16 protein-coding genes and 1 rRNA gene are annotated in these 14542 nt (G+C 68.3%); 5 read left to right on the forward strand and 12 right to left on the reverse strand.

What is annotated here, in order from left to right; genetic code table 11:
- Window positions 1-264 precede the first annotated feature (264 nt).
- A 5S ribosomal RNA gene (gene rrf, locus SB816_RS27430) occupies window positions 265-377 on the forward strand.
- A 158-nt stretch (window positions 378-535) separates the two neighbouring features.
- Here rrf and SB816_RS27435 read toward each other — a convergent pair.
- Together SB816_RS27435 and SB816_RS27440 are read right to left on the reverse strand one after the other, a co-directional pair.
- Window positions 536-1300 carry an aldolase gene (locus SB816_RS27435; protein ID WP_116793568.1) on the reverse strand — a complete coding sequence of 255 codons (765 nt, stop codon included), beginning with the start codon at window positions 1298-1300 and terminating at the stop codon, window positions 536-538.
- A gap of 27 nt (window positions 1301-1327) precedes the next feature.
- Window positions 1328-2041, reverse strand: a complete 714-nt coding sequence (locus SB816_RS27440; RefSeq protein WP_064523368.1) for a haloacid dehalogenase type II — start codon at window positions 2039-2041, stop codon at window positions 1328-1330.
- Between the two features lie 143 nt (window positions 2042-2184).
- On the opposite strand from SB816_RS27440, the gene SB816_RS27445 reads away from it, so the two are divergent.
- Window positions 2185-3072, forward strand: a complete 888-nt coding sequence (locus SB816_RS27445) for a LysR substrate-binding domain-containing protein (RefSeq protein ID WP_116793570.1) — start codon at window positions 2185-2187, stop codon at window positions 3070-3072.
- Here SB816_RS27445 and SB816_RS27450 read toward each other — a convergent pair.
- The 3 genes from SB816_RS27450 to SB816_RS27460 all read right to left on the reverse strand — a co-directional run bounded on the left by SB816_RS27450 (window position 3064) and on the right by SB816_RS27460 (window position 4769).
- Complete coding sequence (locus SB816_RS27450) at window positions 3064-3459, reverse strand: YchJ family protein (RefSeq protein ID WP_054503276.1); 396 nt, start codon at window positions 3457-3459, stop codon at window positions 3064-3066. The genes SB816_RS27445 and SB816_RS27450 overlap by 9 nt on opposite strands.
- 8 nt (window positions 3460-3467) lie before the next feature.
- Complete coding sequence (locus SB816_RS27455; protein WP_054503275.1) at window positions 3468-3740, reverse strand: GNAT family N-acetyltransferase; 273 nt, start codon at window positions 3738-3740, stop codon at window positions 3468-3470.
- An 84-nt stretch (window positions 3741-3824) separates the two neighbouring features.
- A complete protein-coding gene (locus SB816_RS27460) occupies window positions 3825-4769 on the reverse strand; it encodes a 3-hydroxyacyl-CoA dehydrogenase NAD-binding domain-containing protein (protein WP_410547809.1) in 945 nt (314 codons plus the stop codon).
- A 188-nt stretch (window positions 4770-4957) separates the two neighbouring features.
- Here SB816_RS27460 and SB816_RS27465 point away from each other — a divergent pair, with 188 nt between their 5' ends.
- A complete protein-coding gene (locus SB816_RS27465) occupies window positions 4958-5590 on the forward strand; it encodes a hypothetical protein (RefSeq protein WP_054503273.1) in 633 nt (210 codons plus the stop codon).
- Window positions 5591-5603: 13 nt separating this feature from the next.
- Here the strand turns inward: SB816_RS27465 and SB816_RS27470 are convergent, their stop codons facing one another.
- Complete coding sequence (locus SB816_RS27470) at window positions 5604-7016, reverse strand: MFS transporter (protein ID WP_410547810.1); 1413 nt, start codon at window positions 7014-7016, stop codon at window positions 5604-5606.
- 146 nt (window positions 7017-7162) lie between these two features.
- Here SB816_RS27470 and SB816_RS27475 point away from each other — a divergent pair, with 146 nt between their 5' ends.
- Window positions 7163-8029: a LysR family transcriptional regulator gene (locus tag SB816_RS27475; protein WP_410547811.1), complete on the forward strand. Its 867-nt coding sequence runs from the start codon at window positions 7163-7165 to the stop codon at window positions 8027-8029.
- Between the two features lie 116 nt (window positions 8030-8145).
- Complete coding sequence (locus SB816_RS27480; protein ID WP_054503271.1) at window positions 8146-9549, forward strand: amidase family protein; 1404 nt, start codon at window positions 8146-8148, stop codon at window positions 9547-9549.
- Between the two features lie 79 nt (window positions 9550-9628).
- Here the strand turns inward: SB816_RS27480 and SB816_RS27485 are convergent, their stop codons facing one another.
- From SB816_RS27485 to lptE, 6 genes are all read right to left on the reverse strand, one after another.
- Window positions 9629-10150 carry a GNAT family N-acetyltransferase gene (locus SB816_RS27485; RefSeq protein ID WP_054503270.1) on the reverse strand — a complete coding sequence of 174 codons (522 nt, stop codon included), beginning with the start codon at window positions 10148-10150 and terminating at the stop codon, window positions 9629-9631.
- A gap of 55 nt (window positions 10151-10205) precedes the next feature.
- On the reverse strand, window positions 10206-11000 hold the full coding sequence (locus tag SB816_RS27490; protein ID WP_054503269.1) for a 2-keto-4-pentenoate hydratase: 795 nt from the start codon (window positions 10998-11000) through the stop codon (window positions 10206-10208).
- 5 nt (window positions 11001-11005) lie between these two features.
- On the reverse strand, window positions 11006-11386 hold the full coding sequence (locus SB816_RS27495) for a hypothetical protein (RefSeq protein WP_175143968.1): 381 nt from the start codon (window positions 11384-11386) through the stop codon (window positions 11006-11008).
- A gap of 57 nt (window positions 11387-11443) precedes the next feature.
- Window positions 11444-12724, reverse strand: coding sequence for a glutamate-5-semialdehyde dehydrogenase (locus SB816_RS27500; protein WP_410547812.1), 1281 nt, complete (start codon window positions 12722-12724; stop codon window positions 11444-11446).
- Window positions 12725-12812: 88 nt separating this feature from the next.
- Complete coding sequence (gene holA, locus SB816_RS27505) at window positions 12813-13871, reverse strand: DNA polymerase III subunit delta (protein ID WP_410547813.1); 1059 nt, start codon at window positions 13869-13871, stop codon at window positions 12813-12815.
- Between the two features lie 3 nt (window positions 13872-13874).
- Window positions 13875-14537: an LPS assembly lipoprotein LptE gene (lptE, locus tag SB816_RS27510; protein ID WP_064523426.1), complete on the reverse strand. Its 663-nt coding sequence runs from the start codon at window positions 14535-14537 to the stop codon at window positions 13875-13877.
- Window positions 14538-14542 lie beyond the last annotated feature (5 nt).

A 14542-nucleotide genomic window follows, 5' to 3' on the forward strand; every position in this document is an offset into this window, starting at 1 on the left:
TCCTTCCCATCCCGAACAGGACAGTGAAACGCCTTTGCGCCGATGATAGTGGACGGACGTCTGTGAAAGTAGGTCATCGTCAGGCTTTTATTGCTCAAAACCCCGCAGGCTAACGCCTGTGGGGTTTTGTCTTTGTATGAAAGGCCCGCTTTTGCGCGTGGCACGATCGTTGAGCCTGGCTCTGATCGTGGCCAGGCCGTGCGGTCCATGCAGTGCACAGGATTGGAGCGTTCGCCCTCGTAGCGGAATGCTCGGCAGGTCAAGCCTGATACCCATAGCAAGGTGGTACCACTCCTTCCCATCCCGAACAGGACAGTGAAACGCCTTCGCGCCGATGATAGTGGACGGACGTCTGTGAAAGTAGGTCAGTATCAGGCAGTTATTCGAAAAGAAAACCCCGCAGGCTAGCGCCTGCGGGGTTTTTTGTTTTATCCGGGGTTACAGCGCCTTGGTGCAACGCGTGGATGCAGATCTTGGCAGCGACGTCATCGCGGGTGGAGCATCTGCGTCAGGCCGCTGGCGGCGCATGCAGACATCAACTGGCCTGGCGTTGTGCGGTATCGGGCAGTTGGCGCCGCAGTGCGGCGAAGAACAATTCCGACTGCAGGCGTTCGCTCTGGATCTGCTCAGCGACCTTGGCGGCGATTTTTGGATCCACCGGTGCCATTGGTCGGCCAGTGGATTGCGCCAGCACCTGGGCGGTACAGGCGCGCTCGAGGAAGAACAGGTCATCGTAGGCGTAGTCGAGGCGCTCGCCGCAGACCACCACGCCGTGATTGCCGAGAAATGCGATGTCGGCGCCTTGCATGGCGTGAGCGATGCGTTCGCCTTCGCTGGCATCCAGGGCCAGCCCGTTGTATTCCGCATCGACGGCGATGCGGCCGTGAAAGCGCATGGCATTCTGTGACAGCGTGGTATCCAGCGTCCGATCGACCGTCAGCGTCAGGGCCGTGGCGTATGGCATGTGGGTGTGCAGCACACAGGCCTTGCCGGCGATGCGGTGGATCGCGGCGTGAATGAACATGGCCGTCGGCTCGACTTCATGGCGTCCGGCGAGCTTCTGGCCCTGGGCGTCGACCAGCACGATGTCGTCTGCCTGGACCTCGTTCCACATCAGGCCGCGGGGATTCAGCAGGAAATGATCGCTGTCGCCGGGCAGCGCCACGCTGAAGTGGTTGCAGACGCCTTCGCCGAGGCCGTGCGCGGCGGCCGCGCGCAGGGCCAGGGCCAGGTCGGCGCGCAGGGCGGCAACACGATCGGCGTGGAAGAGCGCATCCGCGAAGTGGGGATCTTTGTTCATGGGCAACCCGAGGTCAGAGGTCAGCGTTCAGATCCAGCCAGCCTGCTGGAACAGGCCGGGGACTTTGTCCAAACTCGATACAGTAGCGTCGGGGCGATAGTCCGGCAAGGGCTGGCGGCCGGTGCCGCGGTCGATCCAGACGCAACGGAAACCGATGTCGCGGGCGGCGGCGTGGTCCAGATGCGGACTGGCGCAGATGTGCACGACCTCGTCGGGCGTGACGCCCAAGCTGTCGTGGGCGTGGGCGAAGATGCGCCGTGACGGCTTGTAGGCGCCGGCCTGCTCGGCCGTGATGACGCGGTCGATGTGGCCGCCCAACTGCGCCACGTTGCCCGCGATGATGGCGTCGTCGGTGTTGGAGATGATGCAAAGGCGGAATCCGGCGCGCTTGAGGGCGGCCAGGGTATCGACCACTTCCGGAAATGGCGGCATCGCCGAAATACTGCCGGTCAGCAGCTCGGCGTCCTGCGGCCGGTAGTCCAAGTCGAGGTCGCGCATGGTAAGCCGCAACGACTCGCGGGTGACGTCGACAAAGCGCATATGGGGCGGCGTGCGTTCCAGCCGGTGTTCATGCTCGTCGTAGACGCGCAGGAATTGTGCGGGTGTCGGCATATGCTGACGCGCTTCGTCTCCTGCCAGGATCCGGGCGACCGCGGCTTGCAGGCCTTCGTCCCATTGGATCAGCGTGCCGTAGCAGTCGAAAGTGAGCCATTGCGGGCGTGGGAGGTGGTCCAGGGGCATGGGATTCCTTGTCGGAAGTCGAGGGAGATGAAGCCAGCTTAGGGCTGAGCCGCCTGAGTCGTAAAATTAATAATTAAACTCCACTCAGTGGAATAATAAATATCCACGTTCATACCACGCAGTCACACAACCCAGGACACGCCATGCTTGATCTCGAACTGTTGAAGACTCTCGTCTGCGTGGTTGACGAGGGCAGCTTCACGCGCGCTGCCGGACGGGTGCATCGGACCCAGTCAACGGTGAGCCAGCAGGTGCGCAAGCTGGAGCAGACGGTCGGCAAGACGCTCTTGCTGCGCGACCGGGCCGGCAACCAGGTGCAGGCCACCGAAGAGGGGGAGCTGATGCTGGCCTATGCGCGCAAGCTGCTGGCAATGGCGGACGAAGCCGAGTTGGTATTGTCGGCGCCGCGTCGGGTGCAGGTGATCCGCCTGGGCATTCCGGAGGATTTTGACGTGGCGCGCCTGACGACGCTGTTGGCCGGCTTCGCCGCCAGCCATCCGGATATCCGCCTGGAGACCGGCAGCGGCATGAGCACGGATCTCAAAGCGGGGCTGGCCGCGGGGGAATTGGACTTGGCGCTGATCAAGCGCGAACCGGGCGACGGGCCCTGCCTGGCGTCATGGCCCGAACGCCTGGCGTGGGTGGGAGACCGGGCGCTACTGAAGGGCTCGGAGCCGGTTCCGCTGGTGCTGTTTCCGCAAGGCTGCATCTATCGCAAGCGGATGATCTACGCGCTGGAAAGCGCCGGGCGGCCCTGGCGCGCGGCGTATCACAGCCAGAGTCTGGCAGGCGTGCAGGCGGCCGTGTCGGCGGGGCTGGGCATCTCGCTGCTGCCGGCGTTTGCCTGTCTGCCGGGGCATGGCCTGCTGGGACAGGCGCAAGGCCTGGCGCCGGCGCCGGCCACGGAGCTGGCGATCGTGGGGGATGCGCGAGGCGCGGCCCGCGAGGCCGTGGCAAGTCTGGTCGCGGTGCTCAAGCGGGCCGTCGGCGAGGACGGCGATACGCCGCGCCGCCGGCTGGCGTCAGCTTAGGTCGCCGTCCAGGTAGTACCAGCGTCCGCCTTCGCGCACGAAACGGCTGACCTCATGCATGCGGCTGGCGCGTCCGGCCAGGCGGCTGCGCGCGACGAATTCGACCGTGGCGTGATCGGCATCCTGTAAGCGCGCCTGCTTGACCGTCAGCCCCAGCCATTTCAGCCCGGGCGGATTGGGGTCGAGCGAAGCCGGCCGGGTGCTGGGATGCCAGGTGTCGAGCAGGTAGGCGAGCCTGTCGAGCACGAACGCGCTGTAGCGCGAGCGCATCAGGTCTTGCGCGGTAGGGGCCTGCAAGGCTTGCGAGCCCTGGTGCCAGCGGCCGCAACAGGTGGCGTAGGGCTTGGCCGTGCCGCAGGGACAGGCAATCGGGTCTGGCGTGGTCACGATGGCAATCAGGCGAGCAGGTCGTTGTATTCGGGATGGCGGCGCATGTAGACATCGGCGTAGGAGCACTGCGGGCGCACCTTCCAGCCCTGCGCGCGGGCCGTCTCCAGCGCGACGCGGGTCAGTTCGGCGGCGATGCCGCGGCCGCCGACCTGACCCGGCACGCCGGTGTGCGTAATGGTCATCACGCCGTCGCGCAGATGGTAGTCGAGCACGCACAGCACGCCGTCGACGGTGGCGGTGTAGCGCGAGTGCTCGGTATCGTGGATGACGGAAACCATGGGGGCATTCCTGCGTGAATGAGTGGGGAGAGCCTGCGCGGCAGGCTATCGACATAGGATACCAGTGGCGGCAGGCGCTTCTGGTCAGCGCTGCAGGATCTTCAGCAGCGCCGTCAGTTGCGCGTCGCGTGTCTCGACCAGGTCGGCGATGCCGCGCGCGCCCGCCTCGGCGTTGACGCCGTCGATCAGGCGGCGTTGCAGTTCGGGCGTGACCTCGGGCGAGCCGAGGTCGTCCCACCAGGTCTGCACCGGGCCCAGCAGGTGGTCCATGAAATGGGCCAGGCCGCCGGCGCCACCGCCCAGGTTGAAGGTCATGTGGGGCCCGAACAGGGCCCAGCGCAGGCCGGGGCCTTGCGATACGGCGGCGTCGATGTCGGCCACGCTGGCGACGTTGTCGGCGGCCAGGTGGATCGCTTCGCGCCAGAGAGCGGCCTGCAGGCGGTTGGCGATGTGGCCGGGGACCTCTTTGTTCAGGCGGATCGGGTATTTGCCCAACTGGCGGTAGAAGGCGATACAGCATTCGATGGTGGCCGCCGAGGTCTGCTTGCCGCCGACCACTTCCACCAGCGGGATCAGGTGCGGCGGATTGAACGGGTGGCCGATGACGAAGCGCGATGCATGCTGGCAACGCGATTGCAGCCGGGTCATGATGAGTCCGGACGAGCTGGAGGCGACGATGGCGTGGGGCGCGAGCAGCGCATCCATGCGCGCGAACAGGTCGGTCTTGAAGTCCTCGCGTTCGGGCGCGTTTTCCTGGACGAAATCGACGTCTTGCAGCGCGGCGGCCAGATCGGGCTCGAAGCGCAGGGCATCGGGCGTGGCGCCGGCGGCGACGCGTCCGAGTTCCGCGAGCACCGGCCAGGCAGCGGCGACGCGCGCGCGCGTCAGCGATTCGGCGTCGGCGGCGGGATCGCAGACCACGACGTCGAGCCCATGCGCGAGGAACAACGCGGCCCAGCTAGCGCCGATGGTGCCAGCGCCGACAATCGCAACGCGGCGGATGGCTGGATGGGGGGACGAGTCGGTCATGCGGCGCTCCGGAGGATGTCGATGGGAGGGCCCATTGTGAAGCAAAGCGGGCGGGGTTGCCACGCGCGGGGTCGGCGGGCAAGATAGCGAGGCCTTGCGTCATCGAGGCCGCTGCGCGGCCTGTTTTTCCGCATCGCGGCTCGGCGCGGGCTGGCCGCGCGTATCCTCACTGCTGATTGGAGAGCTTCATGGAGTCGTCCCGATCCGGCGAACGGCGAGCGGTGCCGTACTTCTGCCAATGGGAATCGGCGCATCGGGCGGGTGAGATCATCCGCAAGGAACTGCGCCTCGAGGATGACCCGGCGTGGCGCGCATCGGGCGCGCGTGACGTTGAGGAATATGCGCGCTGGGCCAGCCATGTCTGTGGCATGGCCTGCCTGAAGATGGTGCTGGCCGCCGAGACCGGGCAGGTCCATCCGACGCTGGAACTGGCGCGCCGCAGCCTGCCTTATGGCGCCTATACAGAGAATTCCGAGGGGCACATCAAGGGAATGATCTATGCGCCGTTCGTGCGCTTCGTGGGCGAGCAATTCGGGCTGCGGGCGCAAGTGCGGGTGGACCTGCGCGCGGACGAATTGCCGGCGCTGCTGGGCGACGCGGCTTATTTCATGGCGTCGGTGCATCCGTGGATCCGCTGGCCGGACCGGGAGCCGCCGGCCAAGGGCGGGCACCTGGTGCTGGTGACGCGGGCCACGCCGGAGCATGTGACCTTCCACAATCCTTCCGGCGAGCCTGGCGCGCAGGCCGATGCTTGTGTGCCGATGGCGGCGTTCGATCGCGCGTTCGCCGGGCGTGGCGTTGCGATCCTGCGAGCGGCCTGAGGGGCCCCGGGGCTCAGGCGTTGCGCGCGCGGCGCAGATAGCGCCACACCAGCGCCGCGGCGCCGAGGTAGCCCGCCGCGATGATGGCGTAGGCGGCGGGCAGGCTGGCGTGCCAGTCGGGCAGCAGGTGCAGGACGGTGCCCATCAACGCCACGCCGACCAGCGCGCCCGATTGGCGGTTGGCGTTCAGCGCGGCGGCGGCGCTGTTGGCGTGGTGCTTGCCCGAGACCTGCATCACCACGCTGGTCATGGCGGGCACCGCGATGCCGACGCCGAGGTTGGCCAGCGCCACGATCACCGCGAATGGCCAATAGCGCATGTCGGGCGCGAAGCTGAACAGGCCGACCGCGCTCATTGCGGTGGCCAGGCAGATGCCGCCCAGCAACGCGGCCGAGACGTTCCAGCGCGCCGACAAGCGGCTCGACAGCAGATTGCCGATCGAAAACACGGCCAGCATCGGCACCAACTGGATGCCGGTCTGCAGCGCGTCTGCGCCGCGCGCATGCTGCAGGAACAGGCTGAGCAGGAATAGCTGGCCGTAGGCCGCGAGGTTGATCAGGAAGCCCACGCCGTTGGCGGCCGCGAATTGCGGGGTCTGGAACAGCGGACGCGGCAGGATCGGCTCGGCATGGCGCCGCTCGCGCCGCACCAGCGCCAGCGTGGCCGCCACACACAAGGCGATCGCGCCCAGGATGGGCGCCGACGACCAGCCGTAGGCGTTGCCCTGTATCAGCGCGAAACACAGCGCGGACAGCGCCACCACGCCGAGCGCGTGGCTCAACGGGTTGAGCGCGCGCGGCCGGCGCGGCGCGGCCTGGATACGGCGCCGCGCCAGCCACAGGCCGGCCAGGCCCAGCGGCAGGTTGATCAGGAAGATGCCGCGCCAGCCGAATTGGTGGATCAGCACGCCCCCCAGCAGGGGGCCCGCGGCGCCGGCCACCGCCACGATGGCCGACCATGCGGCGAGCATGCGGTTGCGCACCTGCTCGTCTTCGTAGGCGTGGGCCAGCAGGCTGAGCGAGCTTGGCATGAACAGCGCCGCGCCCAATCCCTGCAGCATGCGGGCGGCGATCAGCAGGTCGCCGCCGGGCGCGATGCCGCAAAGCAGCGAGGCCAGCGTGAAGACGCCCAGCCCGGCCAGGTAGATGGTCTTGGCGCCATAGCGGTCGGCCAAGGCTCCAGCCACCAGCAGCAGCGCGGCGAAAGTCAGCGTGTAGCCGTCGACGATCCAGACCAGATCGGTGAGCGGCACGGTGAATTGCTGCGCGATGCTGGGCAGGGCGACGTTGACGACGGTGACGTCCAGCATCGCCATGACGAAGCCAATGGCCAGCGTGACGAGGGGCAGCAGGCCGGTGACGGCGGGACGCGGGACGGGATCCGCCGGGGCGGGCGGGAGGGGAGCGGTGGGGCAGGCGGTGCGCATGGCGGGGACTTCCGGGGACTATCCGAGGCGCACAGCTTAGGAGGTTTCCGTGATGCAAAAAATAGGAGAAACTGCTCTATAGTGATGCAAAATTGCATCGCATCGACGAGCTACGCTCTGATGGTTTCCTGAGGGCATTCGCGGCCATGGATTGGGACAACGCGCGCATTTTCCTGGCGATCTACCGCAACGGCACCCTGCGCGGCGCCGCCGCGCTGTTGCAGATTGACCAGGCCACGGCCGGCCGCCGGCTGGCGGCGTTGGAAACCTCGCTGGATGCCCGGCTGTTCCTGCGCACCCCGTCGGGCTACGTGCCGACCGCCGCAGGCGAGCAGGCCTTCGCCGCCGCCGAGCGCATGGAGCAGGCCGCCGACCAACTGCAGCGGCAGATGCAGGGGCTGGATCACCGGTTGTCGGGCGTGGTGCGGGTGGCGACGTCGGAGACCGTCGCCAGCTATTTCATCATGGAGGCGGTACGCCGCCTGCATCGGCAGCATCCCGATATCCGCATCGCGCTGTCGACTTCAATTCAAATCAGCAACCTGACGCGGCGCGAGGCCGACCTGGCGATCCGCAACGTCAAGCCGGACAACCCCGATCTGATCCTCCGTCACCTGGCCCGCAGGGATGTCGGCTTGTTTGCATCGAAGTCGTATATCGCCGCGCGCGGCGAGCCACGGCAGGGCACGGCGTTTGCCGGCCACACGCTGGTCACCTATCAGCAAGCGGTGCTGCCGGGATGGTCGGATACCTTTTGCGGCGAGCCGACGGGCAATGGCCATATCGCGATGGAAGTGAATTCGGGGCTGATGATCATCGAGGCGGTGGCGGCGGGACTGGGCATCGGCGAATTGCCGGTCCACATGGCGTCGAAATATCCCGACCTGGTGCGCATATGGCCGCATCGCAGCGAACCCTATGACCTGTGGCTGGTGATGCACGGCGACCTGAACCGCACGGCGCGGGTGCGGGCGGTGGCGGACGCCATCGTCGAGGTGTTTGAAGAGGACTGAGACGCGGGCCTTGGCGCAAACCGCAGCTTGTAGCGGCGGGCCGGCGGCGCTAAGGTTGACCGTCCGGCGGCGCTGGCGCGCCGGCTCTGTTCCATGACCTGAACGAGGAGTTCCGCGTGTCCGATCTTTGGCGTTTGTCCGCAGTTGAACTTGCCGCGCGTGTCCGCCGGCGCGAGGTATCCGCGGTCGAGGCCGCGCAAAGCGCGCTGGCGCGCCTGGATGCGGTGAATCCCCGCATCAACGCCGTGGTCGACCATCGCGCCGAAGACGCGCTGGCGCAGGCCGCCCGCGTCGACGCGGCGCTGGCGCGCGGCGAGGATCCCGGCGCGCTGGCGGGCGTGCCGGTGACGGTCAAGGTCAATGTGGACCAGGCGGGCTTTGCCACCACCAACGGCGTGACGCTGCAGAAGGACGTGATAGCCGCCGTCGACAATCCGGTGGTGGCCAACCTGCGCAAGGCCGGCGCGGTGATCGTCGGGCGCACCAACACGCCTGCGTTTTCGTTGCGTTGGTTCACCGGCAATCTGCTGCACGGCGATACGTTGAACCCGCGCAATCCGGCGTTGACGCCCGGTGGATCCTCCGGCGGCGCGGCGTCGGCCGTGGCGGCCGGCATTGGCCATCTGGCGCACGGCACCGACATCGCCGGTTCCATCCGCTATCCCGCCTATGCTTGCGGCGTGCACGGTCTGCGGCCGTCGCTGGGCCGTGTGCCGGCCTACAACGCGTCCCTGCCCGAGCGCACCATCGGCGGGCAGATCACGGCGGTGTCGGGGCCGCTGGGCCGCAGCATCGCCGACTTGCGGCTGGGCCTGGCGGCGATGGCCGCGCCCGATCCGCGCGATCCTTGGTGGGTGCCGGCGCCATTGGAAGGTCCGGCCGCGCCGCGCCGCGCGGCGCTGTGCCTGAACCCGGATGGCATGCAGACCGAGCCCGCGGTGGTCAAGGCCCTGCAGGATGCCGCCCGACGCCTGAGCGAGGCCGGCTGGTCGGTGGATACGGTCGACACCCTGCCGCCATTGCGCGAAGCCGCCGACCTGCAGATCCGCATGTGGATGGCCGACGGCTACGAGGGCATGGTCGAGGCCGCGCGTAAAGAGGGCGACCGCGGCGCGCTGGCGGCGCTGGAAGGCCAGCGCGAGCACGTCGCCGGCATGGACCTGGCGAAATTCTCGGCGGTGCTGACGCGCCGCGCCACGCTGACGCGCCTGTGGGAGCTGTTCCTGGCCGACTATCCGGTGCTGCTGCTGCCGGTGTCGGCGGAACTGCCGTTCGAGGACAACCTGGACTTGCAGGGCGAGGCCGCCTACCGCCGCGTGTGGCGCGCGCAGATGACCCAGATCGGGCTGCCCTTCATGGGCCTGCCGGGGCTGACGGTGGCAATGGGCAGCGCGGGCGGCAGCCCCGTCGGCGTGCAGGTCGTGGCCGGACGTTATCGTGAAGACCTCTGCCTGGCGGCCGGCGAGGTGATCGAAGCGGCAGGGCCCGCGGTCGAGATCGCGGAGCCGGTCGCGCGCTAGGCGCGGCGCGGTCCGATGCCCGGCTGGCTGAAGGGCCGGATCGTGAACGGAATCACGGTCCGGGCCGGGCAGCGGCGAGTCATCCCGCGTTCGGCCGCCATTCGGCCCGCAGCAGTCCCATCATGCCGGTATCCCAGCGCGCCTCGCCGGCACGGGTGGACGACCGGCGCACGCCTTCGAGCGTGAAGCCGAGCGCCTCGTAGGTGCGGATCGCGGGCGTATTGAACATGTAGACGTTCAGCTCCAGGCGCTCGATGCCGGGCGTGCGGAAGGCCTCGTCGATCATCAGCGCCACCATCGGCCGCGCCAGGCCCTGACCGCGCGCGTCGGGTGCGATGGCGACACGGCCCAGGCGGGCGTTGCCGTCGCGCCATTCGTAGGCCAGTTGGGCGTGGCCCACTGGCGCGCCGTCGCGGCAGGCCATCCAGCAGCGCCGCGAGGGCGGTTGCGACAGGCCCTCGCGCAGCATGGCGTCCATGTCGGCCGCGGTCAGCGGATACGACACATGTGAACCGCCCCATTGCACGACCTCGGGCAGGCTGTTGAACCAGCTGGCGAGCAGCGGATAGTCCGGGGTCGAGAAGGGGCGCAGGGTGAGCATGGAAAGGGCCGCGGCAGTGAACGGCCCCCAGCTTAACCGGCGCGGCTGCGGCGTTTCAAGGCGCCTTTGCGCTGTGGCTGAAGCGCACTTTGAGGACGCCGAGATCGCCATAGGCGAGTTCGAGGTCGCGATCGGCCGGTACGTCCAGGAATCCGGCGTACGAGCCGGTGATGACATGCTGGCCCGCGGTCAGGCCCATGCCCTGCTCGCGCAGGAAATTGGCGAGCCAGTAAAGACCGGCCTTGGCGTGGCCGTTGGGATGGATGCCGGCATGTTGTTCGACCTCGGCGGCGTCGACCGACAGCGTGATAGCCATGCTGGCGGGGGCGGCGTCCGGCGAAGCGATGCGCGGTCCGAGCACCAGGCCGGCATTGAACATGTGGTCGGCCAGCAGCTCGGGCAGGCTGGCGTGCTCGGGCGCGGCGTAACGGCAACCCAGCACTTCCAGCGCCAGCCGCGCGCCGCCGATGGCGGCGTCGATCTCGGCGTGGGTGTAGGGCTCGTCGCGCGCGGGCAGGTCATGCGCCAGCTCGAAGGCGATCTCGGGTTCGATGCGGACCACGGGCGTGGCCGTCGGCAGCGTGCCGGCCGGCGCCACGGTCGAGGCATAGATGGGCGCGACCACGGTCTTTTCGGGCGACGGCAGCGCGCTCTTCCAGGCGCCGATACCGTCGCGGCGCGTCTCGCGCAGCAGCCGAGCGGTGCATTGCTGGACGGCGAACGCCTGTCCCAGCGTCTGCGGGCGGCTGGCCGCGGGCAGACGCGGTCCGGCCACGCCGGAATCACGGGCCGCGATCAGCGTGCGGGCCGCGTCGACGCAGCCGGGATAGTCTTCGATCCGAATCTGCATGCGCGTCAGGCTCCCAGGAACAGCAGGGTCCACAGCACGATCATGGCGATAAGGCCGAGCCAGCACGAGCCCCAGAAACCGACGATCGGCCATTTGAGGGCCAGCGGCGTCTTCTTGGGATCGACGTGGCCCAGCAGGTCATTGGCGTTGCCGATGAGCCAGAAACGGGTGCCGGGGAACATCAGGCGGAAGAAATAATCCAGCATGATGGCGGCCTTGATCGCCAGCGGATAGCGCTCGAAGGGACGATGCTGCAGATAGGGGTGCTTGAGCGCGGCGTTGATCTGCCTGCTCTTGAAGAAGAACAGCACCAGGCCGCTCAGCGAACAGGTGATGAAGCACAGCACGAAAAGGCTGAAGGCCATGGCCATGGCGGGTGAATGCATGGGAAATCCCGGTAACGCGCGGTGTGGTCGCGAATAGAAGGTTGTAGGAAAAGGCGGTCAGCCGCGGGTCTGGCCTTCGCCGGTCAGCACCCATTTGAGCGTGGTCAGGCCTTCCAGGCCGACCGGGCCGCGGGCGTGCAGGCGGTTGGTGGAGATGCCGATTTCAGCGCCCAGGCCGTATTCGAAGCCGTCCGCGAAGCAGGTCGGCAGGTTGACGTAGACCGAGCTGGAGTCGACTTCGCGCTGGAAGCGCTGGGCCGATGACAGGTCTTCGGTGACGATCGCGTCGGTGTGGCCGGAGCCCCAGCGGGCAATATGCTCGATGGCGTCGTCGAGCGAGTCGACGATCCGGATCGCCAGGATCGGCCCGAGGTATTCGGTGCCCCAGTCTTCCTCGGTGGCCGGCTTGGCGTGCGGCAGCAGCGCCAGCGTGCGCGGGCAGCCGCGCAGTTCGACGCCGTGTTCGGTCAGCGCGGCCGCCAGGCGCGGCAGGATCGAGACGGCCGCGACGGCGTCGACCAGCAGCGTTTCCATGGCGCCGCAGATGCCGTAGCGGTAGGTCTTGGCGTTGAGGGCGATGGCGTGGGCCTTCTCGGGATCGGCGGCGGCGTCGATGTAGATGTGGCAGTTGCCGTCCAGATGCTTGATGAGCGGCACGCGGGCTTCCTGCGCCAGGCGCGCGATCAGTCCCTTGCCGCCGCGCGGCACGATGACGTCGATGTGCTCGGTCATGGTGATGAGCTTGCCGACCGCGGCGCGATCGGCCGTGGCGACGACCTGCACGGCGTCTTGCGGCAGGCCGGCGGCCGCCAGTCCCTGCTGGACGATGCGGCCCAGCGCCACGTTGGAATGCAGGGCCTCGCTGCCGCCGCGCAGGATGGCGGCGTTGCCGGACTTCAGGCAAAGCGCCGCGGCGTCGATGGTGACGTTGGGGCGCGATTCGTAAATGATGCCGATGACGCCGAGCGGCACGCGCATCTGCGCCACGCGCATGCCGTTGGGGCGCACGCTGGTGGCGGTGACGCTGCCGATCGGGTCGGGCAGGGCGGCGATCTGGCGCAGGCCCTCGGCCATGTGCGCCAGCGTCTTTTCCGAGAGGGTCAGGCGGTCGAGCAGGGCCGGCTCCAGGCCGTTGGTGCGCGCGGCGGCGACATCCTTGGCATTGGCGGCGAGCAGTTCGGCCTGGTTGGCGGCGAGCGCATCGGCCATGGCCAGCAGGGCCTGGTTCTTGGCGGCGCTGTTGGCGCGCATCATGGCGCGCGAAGCCCGGCGCGCATTGTCGCCAAGGGTCAGCATGGCTTGTTCGATGGAGGACGAGGACATGGCGGCGTCGATCATGGTGAGGGGGCGGCCAGGGCGCCGCGTGCGATTGGGATAGTTTATCCGGCCAGGGGCCGGGAGGATCAGGAGGCGGCCGGGGCCGCCTTCACGGTCGGTTGCCGGCAGCGGCGACGCGCAGGGCCAGGCGGGTCATTTCTTCCCAGGGGTCGGACAGCCGACCCGGGACGGACAGCCCCTTGATGAGGCGGTCCACTTCGTGCGCGTGTTGCACCGCGGCGGGCCAGACGTCGGGGCGGACCCGGCCCAGCGCCTGCAGCGCGAGGCGTTCGTGCGCGCCGAAAATGCGCAGGCGGCGCATCAGGCCGTTGGCGTCCTGGCCCAGGCTGCGGGCTTCGGCCACGCGCGCCAGCAGGCGGATTTCCTCGCCCACCGCCCATAGCACCAGCGGCAGGGCTTCGCCCTCGGCGCGCAGGCCGTCGATCATGCGGATGGTGCGGGCGATGTCGCCGGCCAGCATCGCGTCGCGCAGGCCGAATACATCGTAGCGGGCGACGTTGAGCACGGCGCGCTCGACGTCTTCCGGCGCCAACTGGCCCTCGGGATAGAGCAGGCCCAGTTTCTGGATTTCCTGGTGCGCGGCCAGCAGGTTGCCTTCGACCTTGTCGGCCATCCATTGCAGGGTGGCGTTGTCGGTGCGCTGGTTCTGGCGCGCCAGGCGCTGGCCGATCCAGGCGGGGAGACGGCCGCGTTCGATGCTGGGGATGTCGACCGTCGTGCCGGCACGGCCCAGGGCCTGCATCCAGCGGCTTTCGCGGGTGGCCTTGTCCAGGCGCGGCAGCGCCACCAGGATGAGGGTATCCGGGTTGTCTGCCTGCTTTTCGGCTTGTTCGGCCAGGCGCGCCAAGGTATCGGCGCCGGACTTGCCGGGCTTGCCGGTGGGAATCTTGAGTTCGAGGATGCGGCGGTCGCCGAACAGCGACACGCTCTGGGTCGCGGCGATGACCGCGCTCCAGTCGCTGCGCGCGTCCATCACCATCGACAGGCGTTCGGTATAACCGGCGCCGCGCCCGGCGGCGCGCAGCGCATCCACGGCCTCGGTCACCAGGAGGGGCTCGTCACCGGACACCGTATACAGCGGGGCCAGGCGGCTGCCGGCCCGCTGCAGGTGATCGGCCAGGCGATCCGCGTCCAGGACTTGTGCCATCGGTCAGCGCGTGTAGGCAGGGTCGGTGGTGGACGGCGTCTGCCACGGGGTCGGCGTGCGGCGAGGCTGCGGTGCGGTGGGATCGTATAGCGGCGTCTCGCCGTCTTCCGCCCGCTGTTCGCGGTTTTCGAAGGCCTTTCGCACTTCCGGAGCCGTCATGCGGCGGAGCAAGCGCGAAACCAGATCACGCTGCATGGCGAGGTACAGTGTTTCGATCTGCCCTTGCTTGGCCTGGACGATCTGGTCGTCGTACGGCATTTCGCGGTAGATCGACAGGGTCGTGTCCGGGATCAGCGCGCGGCCCTTCGCATCGATCAGGCGGAAGGTGTAGTTGATGCCCAGTTCGTATTCCTCGACACGGCCCTGGGCGTTCAGCGACACCTCGCGCAGGGCGCGCGTGTTGGAGACCTCCTGCAGGATCGCCTGCGCGTCCTTGGGCGAGGTGACCAGCTTGGTGTCGGGCGAGGCCGCGCGCAGCGCGCGGCGCACGTCGGCGCCGAATTGGGTGTTGTCGGCAATGCCGACATACAACGTTTCGAACGGCAGCGGGGTGACCCCGCGCAGCGTGAAGCCGCAAGCCGAGATCAGCATGAACAGCGCCAGGCAGGCGCCGCGCAGCAGCCAGGATTGGCGGGGGGATTGCGTGTGTTGCCCGGCGAAGTACATGCTCG

It is taken from the genome of Achromobacter sp. SIMBA_011 (assembly GCF_046535435.1).
In the GTDB taxonomy this organism is placed as follows: Bacteria; Pseudomonadota; Gammaproteobacteria; order Burkholderiales; family Burkholderiaceae_B; genus Achromobacter; species Achromobacter dolens.

Coding starts and splice junctions, on each gene's coding strand:
- SB816_RS27435 (WP_116793568.1), bottom strand. CDS start 1,300: ATGAACAAAGATCCCCACTTCGCGGATGCGCTCTTCCACGCCGATCGT.
- SB816_RS27440 (WP_064523368.1), bottom strand. CDS start 2,041: ATGCCCCTGGACCACCTCCCACGCCCGCAATGGCTCACTTTCGACTGC.
- SB816_RS27445 (WP_116793570.1), top strand. CDS start 2,185: ATGCTTGATCTCGAACTGTTGAAGACTCTCGTCTGCGTGGTTGACGAG.
- SB816_RS27455 (WP_054503275.1), bottom strand. CDS start 3,740: ATGGTTTCCGTCATCCACGATACCGAGCACTCGCGCTACACCGCCACC.
- SB816_RS27460 (WP_410547809.1), bottom strand. CDS start 4,769: ATGACCGACTCGTCCCCCCATCCAGCCATCCGCCGCGTTGCGATTGTC.
- SB816_RS27465 (WP_054503273.1), top strand. CDS start 4,958: ATGGAGTCGTCCCGATCCGGCGAACGGCGAGCGGTGCCGTACTTCTGC.
- SB816_RS27470 (WP_410547810.1), bottom strand. CDS start 7,016: ATGCGCACCGCCTGCCCCACCGCTCCCCTCCCGCCCGCCCCGGCGGAT.
- SB816_RS27475 (WP_410547811.1), top strand. CDS start 7,163: ATGGATTGGGACAACGCGCGCATTTTCCTGGCGATCTACCGCAACGGC.
- SB816_RS27485 (WP_054503270.1), bottom strand. CDS start 10,150: ATGCTCACCCTGCGCCCCTTCTCGACCCCGGACTATCCGCTGCTCGCC.
- SB816_RS27490 (WP_054503269.1), bottom strand. CDS start 11,000: ATGCAGATTCGGATCGAAGACTATCCCGGCTGCGTCGACGCGGCCCGC.
- SB816_RS27495 (WP_175143968.1), bottom strand. CDS start 11,386: ATGCATTCACCCGCCATGGCCATGGCCTTCAGCCTTTTCGTGCTGTGC.
- SB816_RS27500 (WP_410547812.1), bottom strand. CDS start 12,724: ATGATCGACGCCGCCATGTCCTCGTCCTCCATCGAACAAGCCATGCTG.
- holA (WP_410547813.1), bottom strand. CDS start 13,871: ATGGCACAAGTCCTGGACGCGGATCGCCTGGCCGATCACCTGCAGCGG.
- lptE (WP_064523426.1), bottom strand. CDS start 14,537: ATGTACTTCGCCGGGCAACACACGCAATCCCCCCGCCAATCCTGGCTG.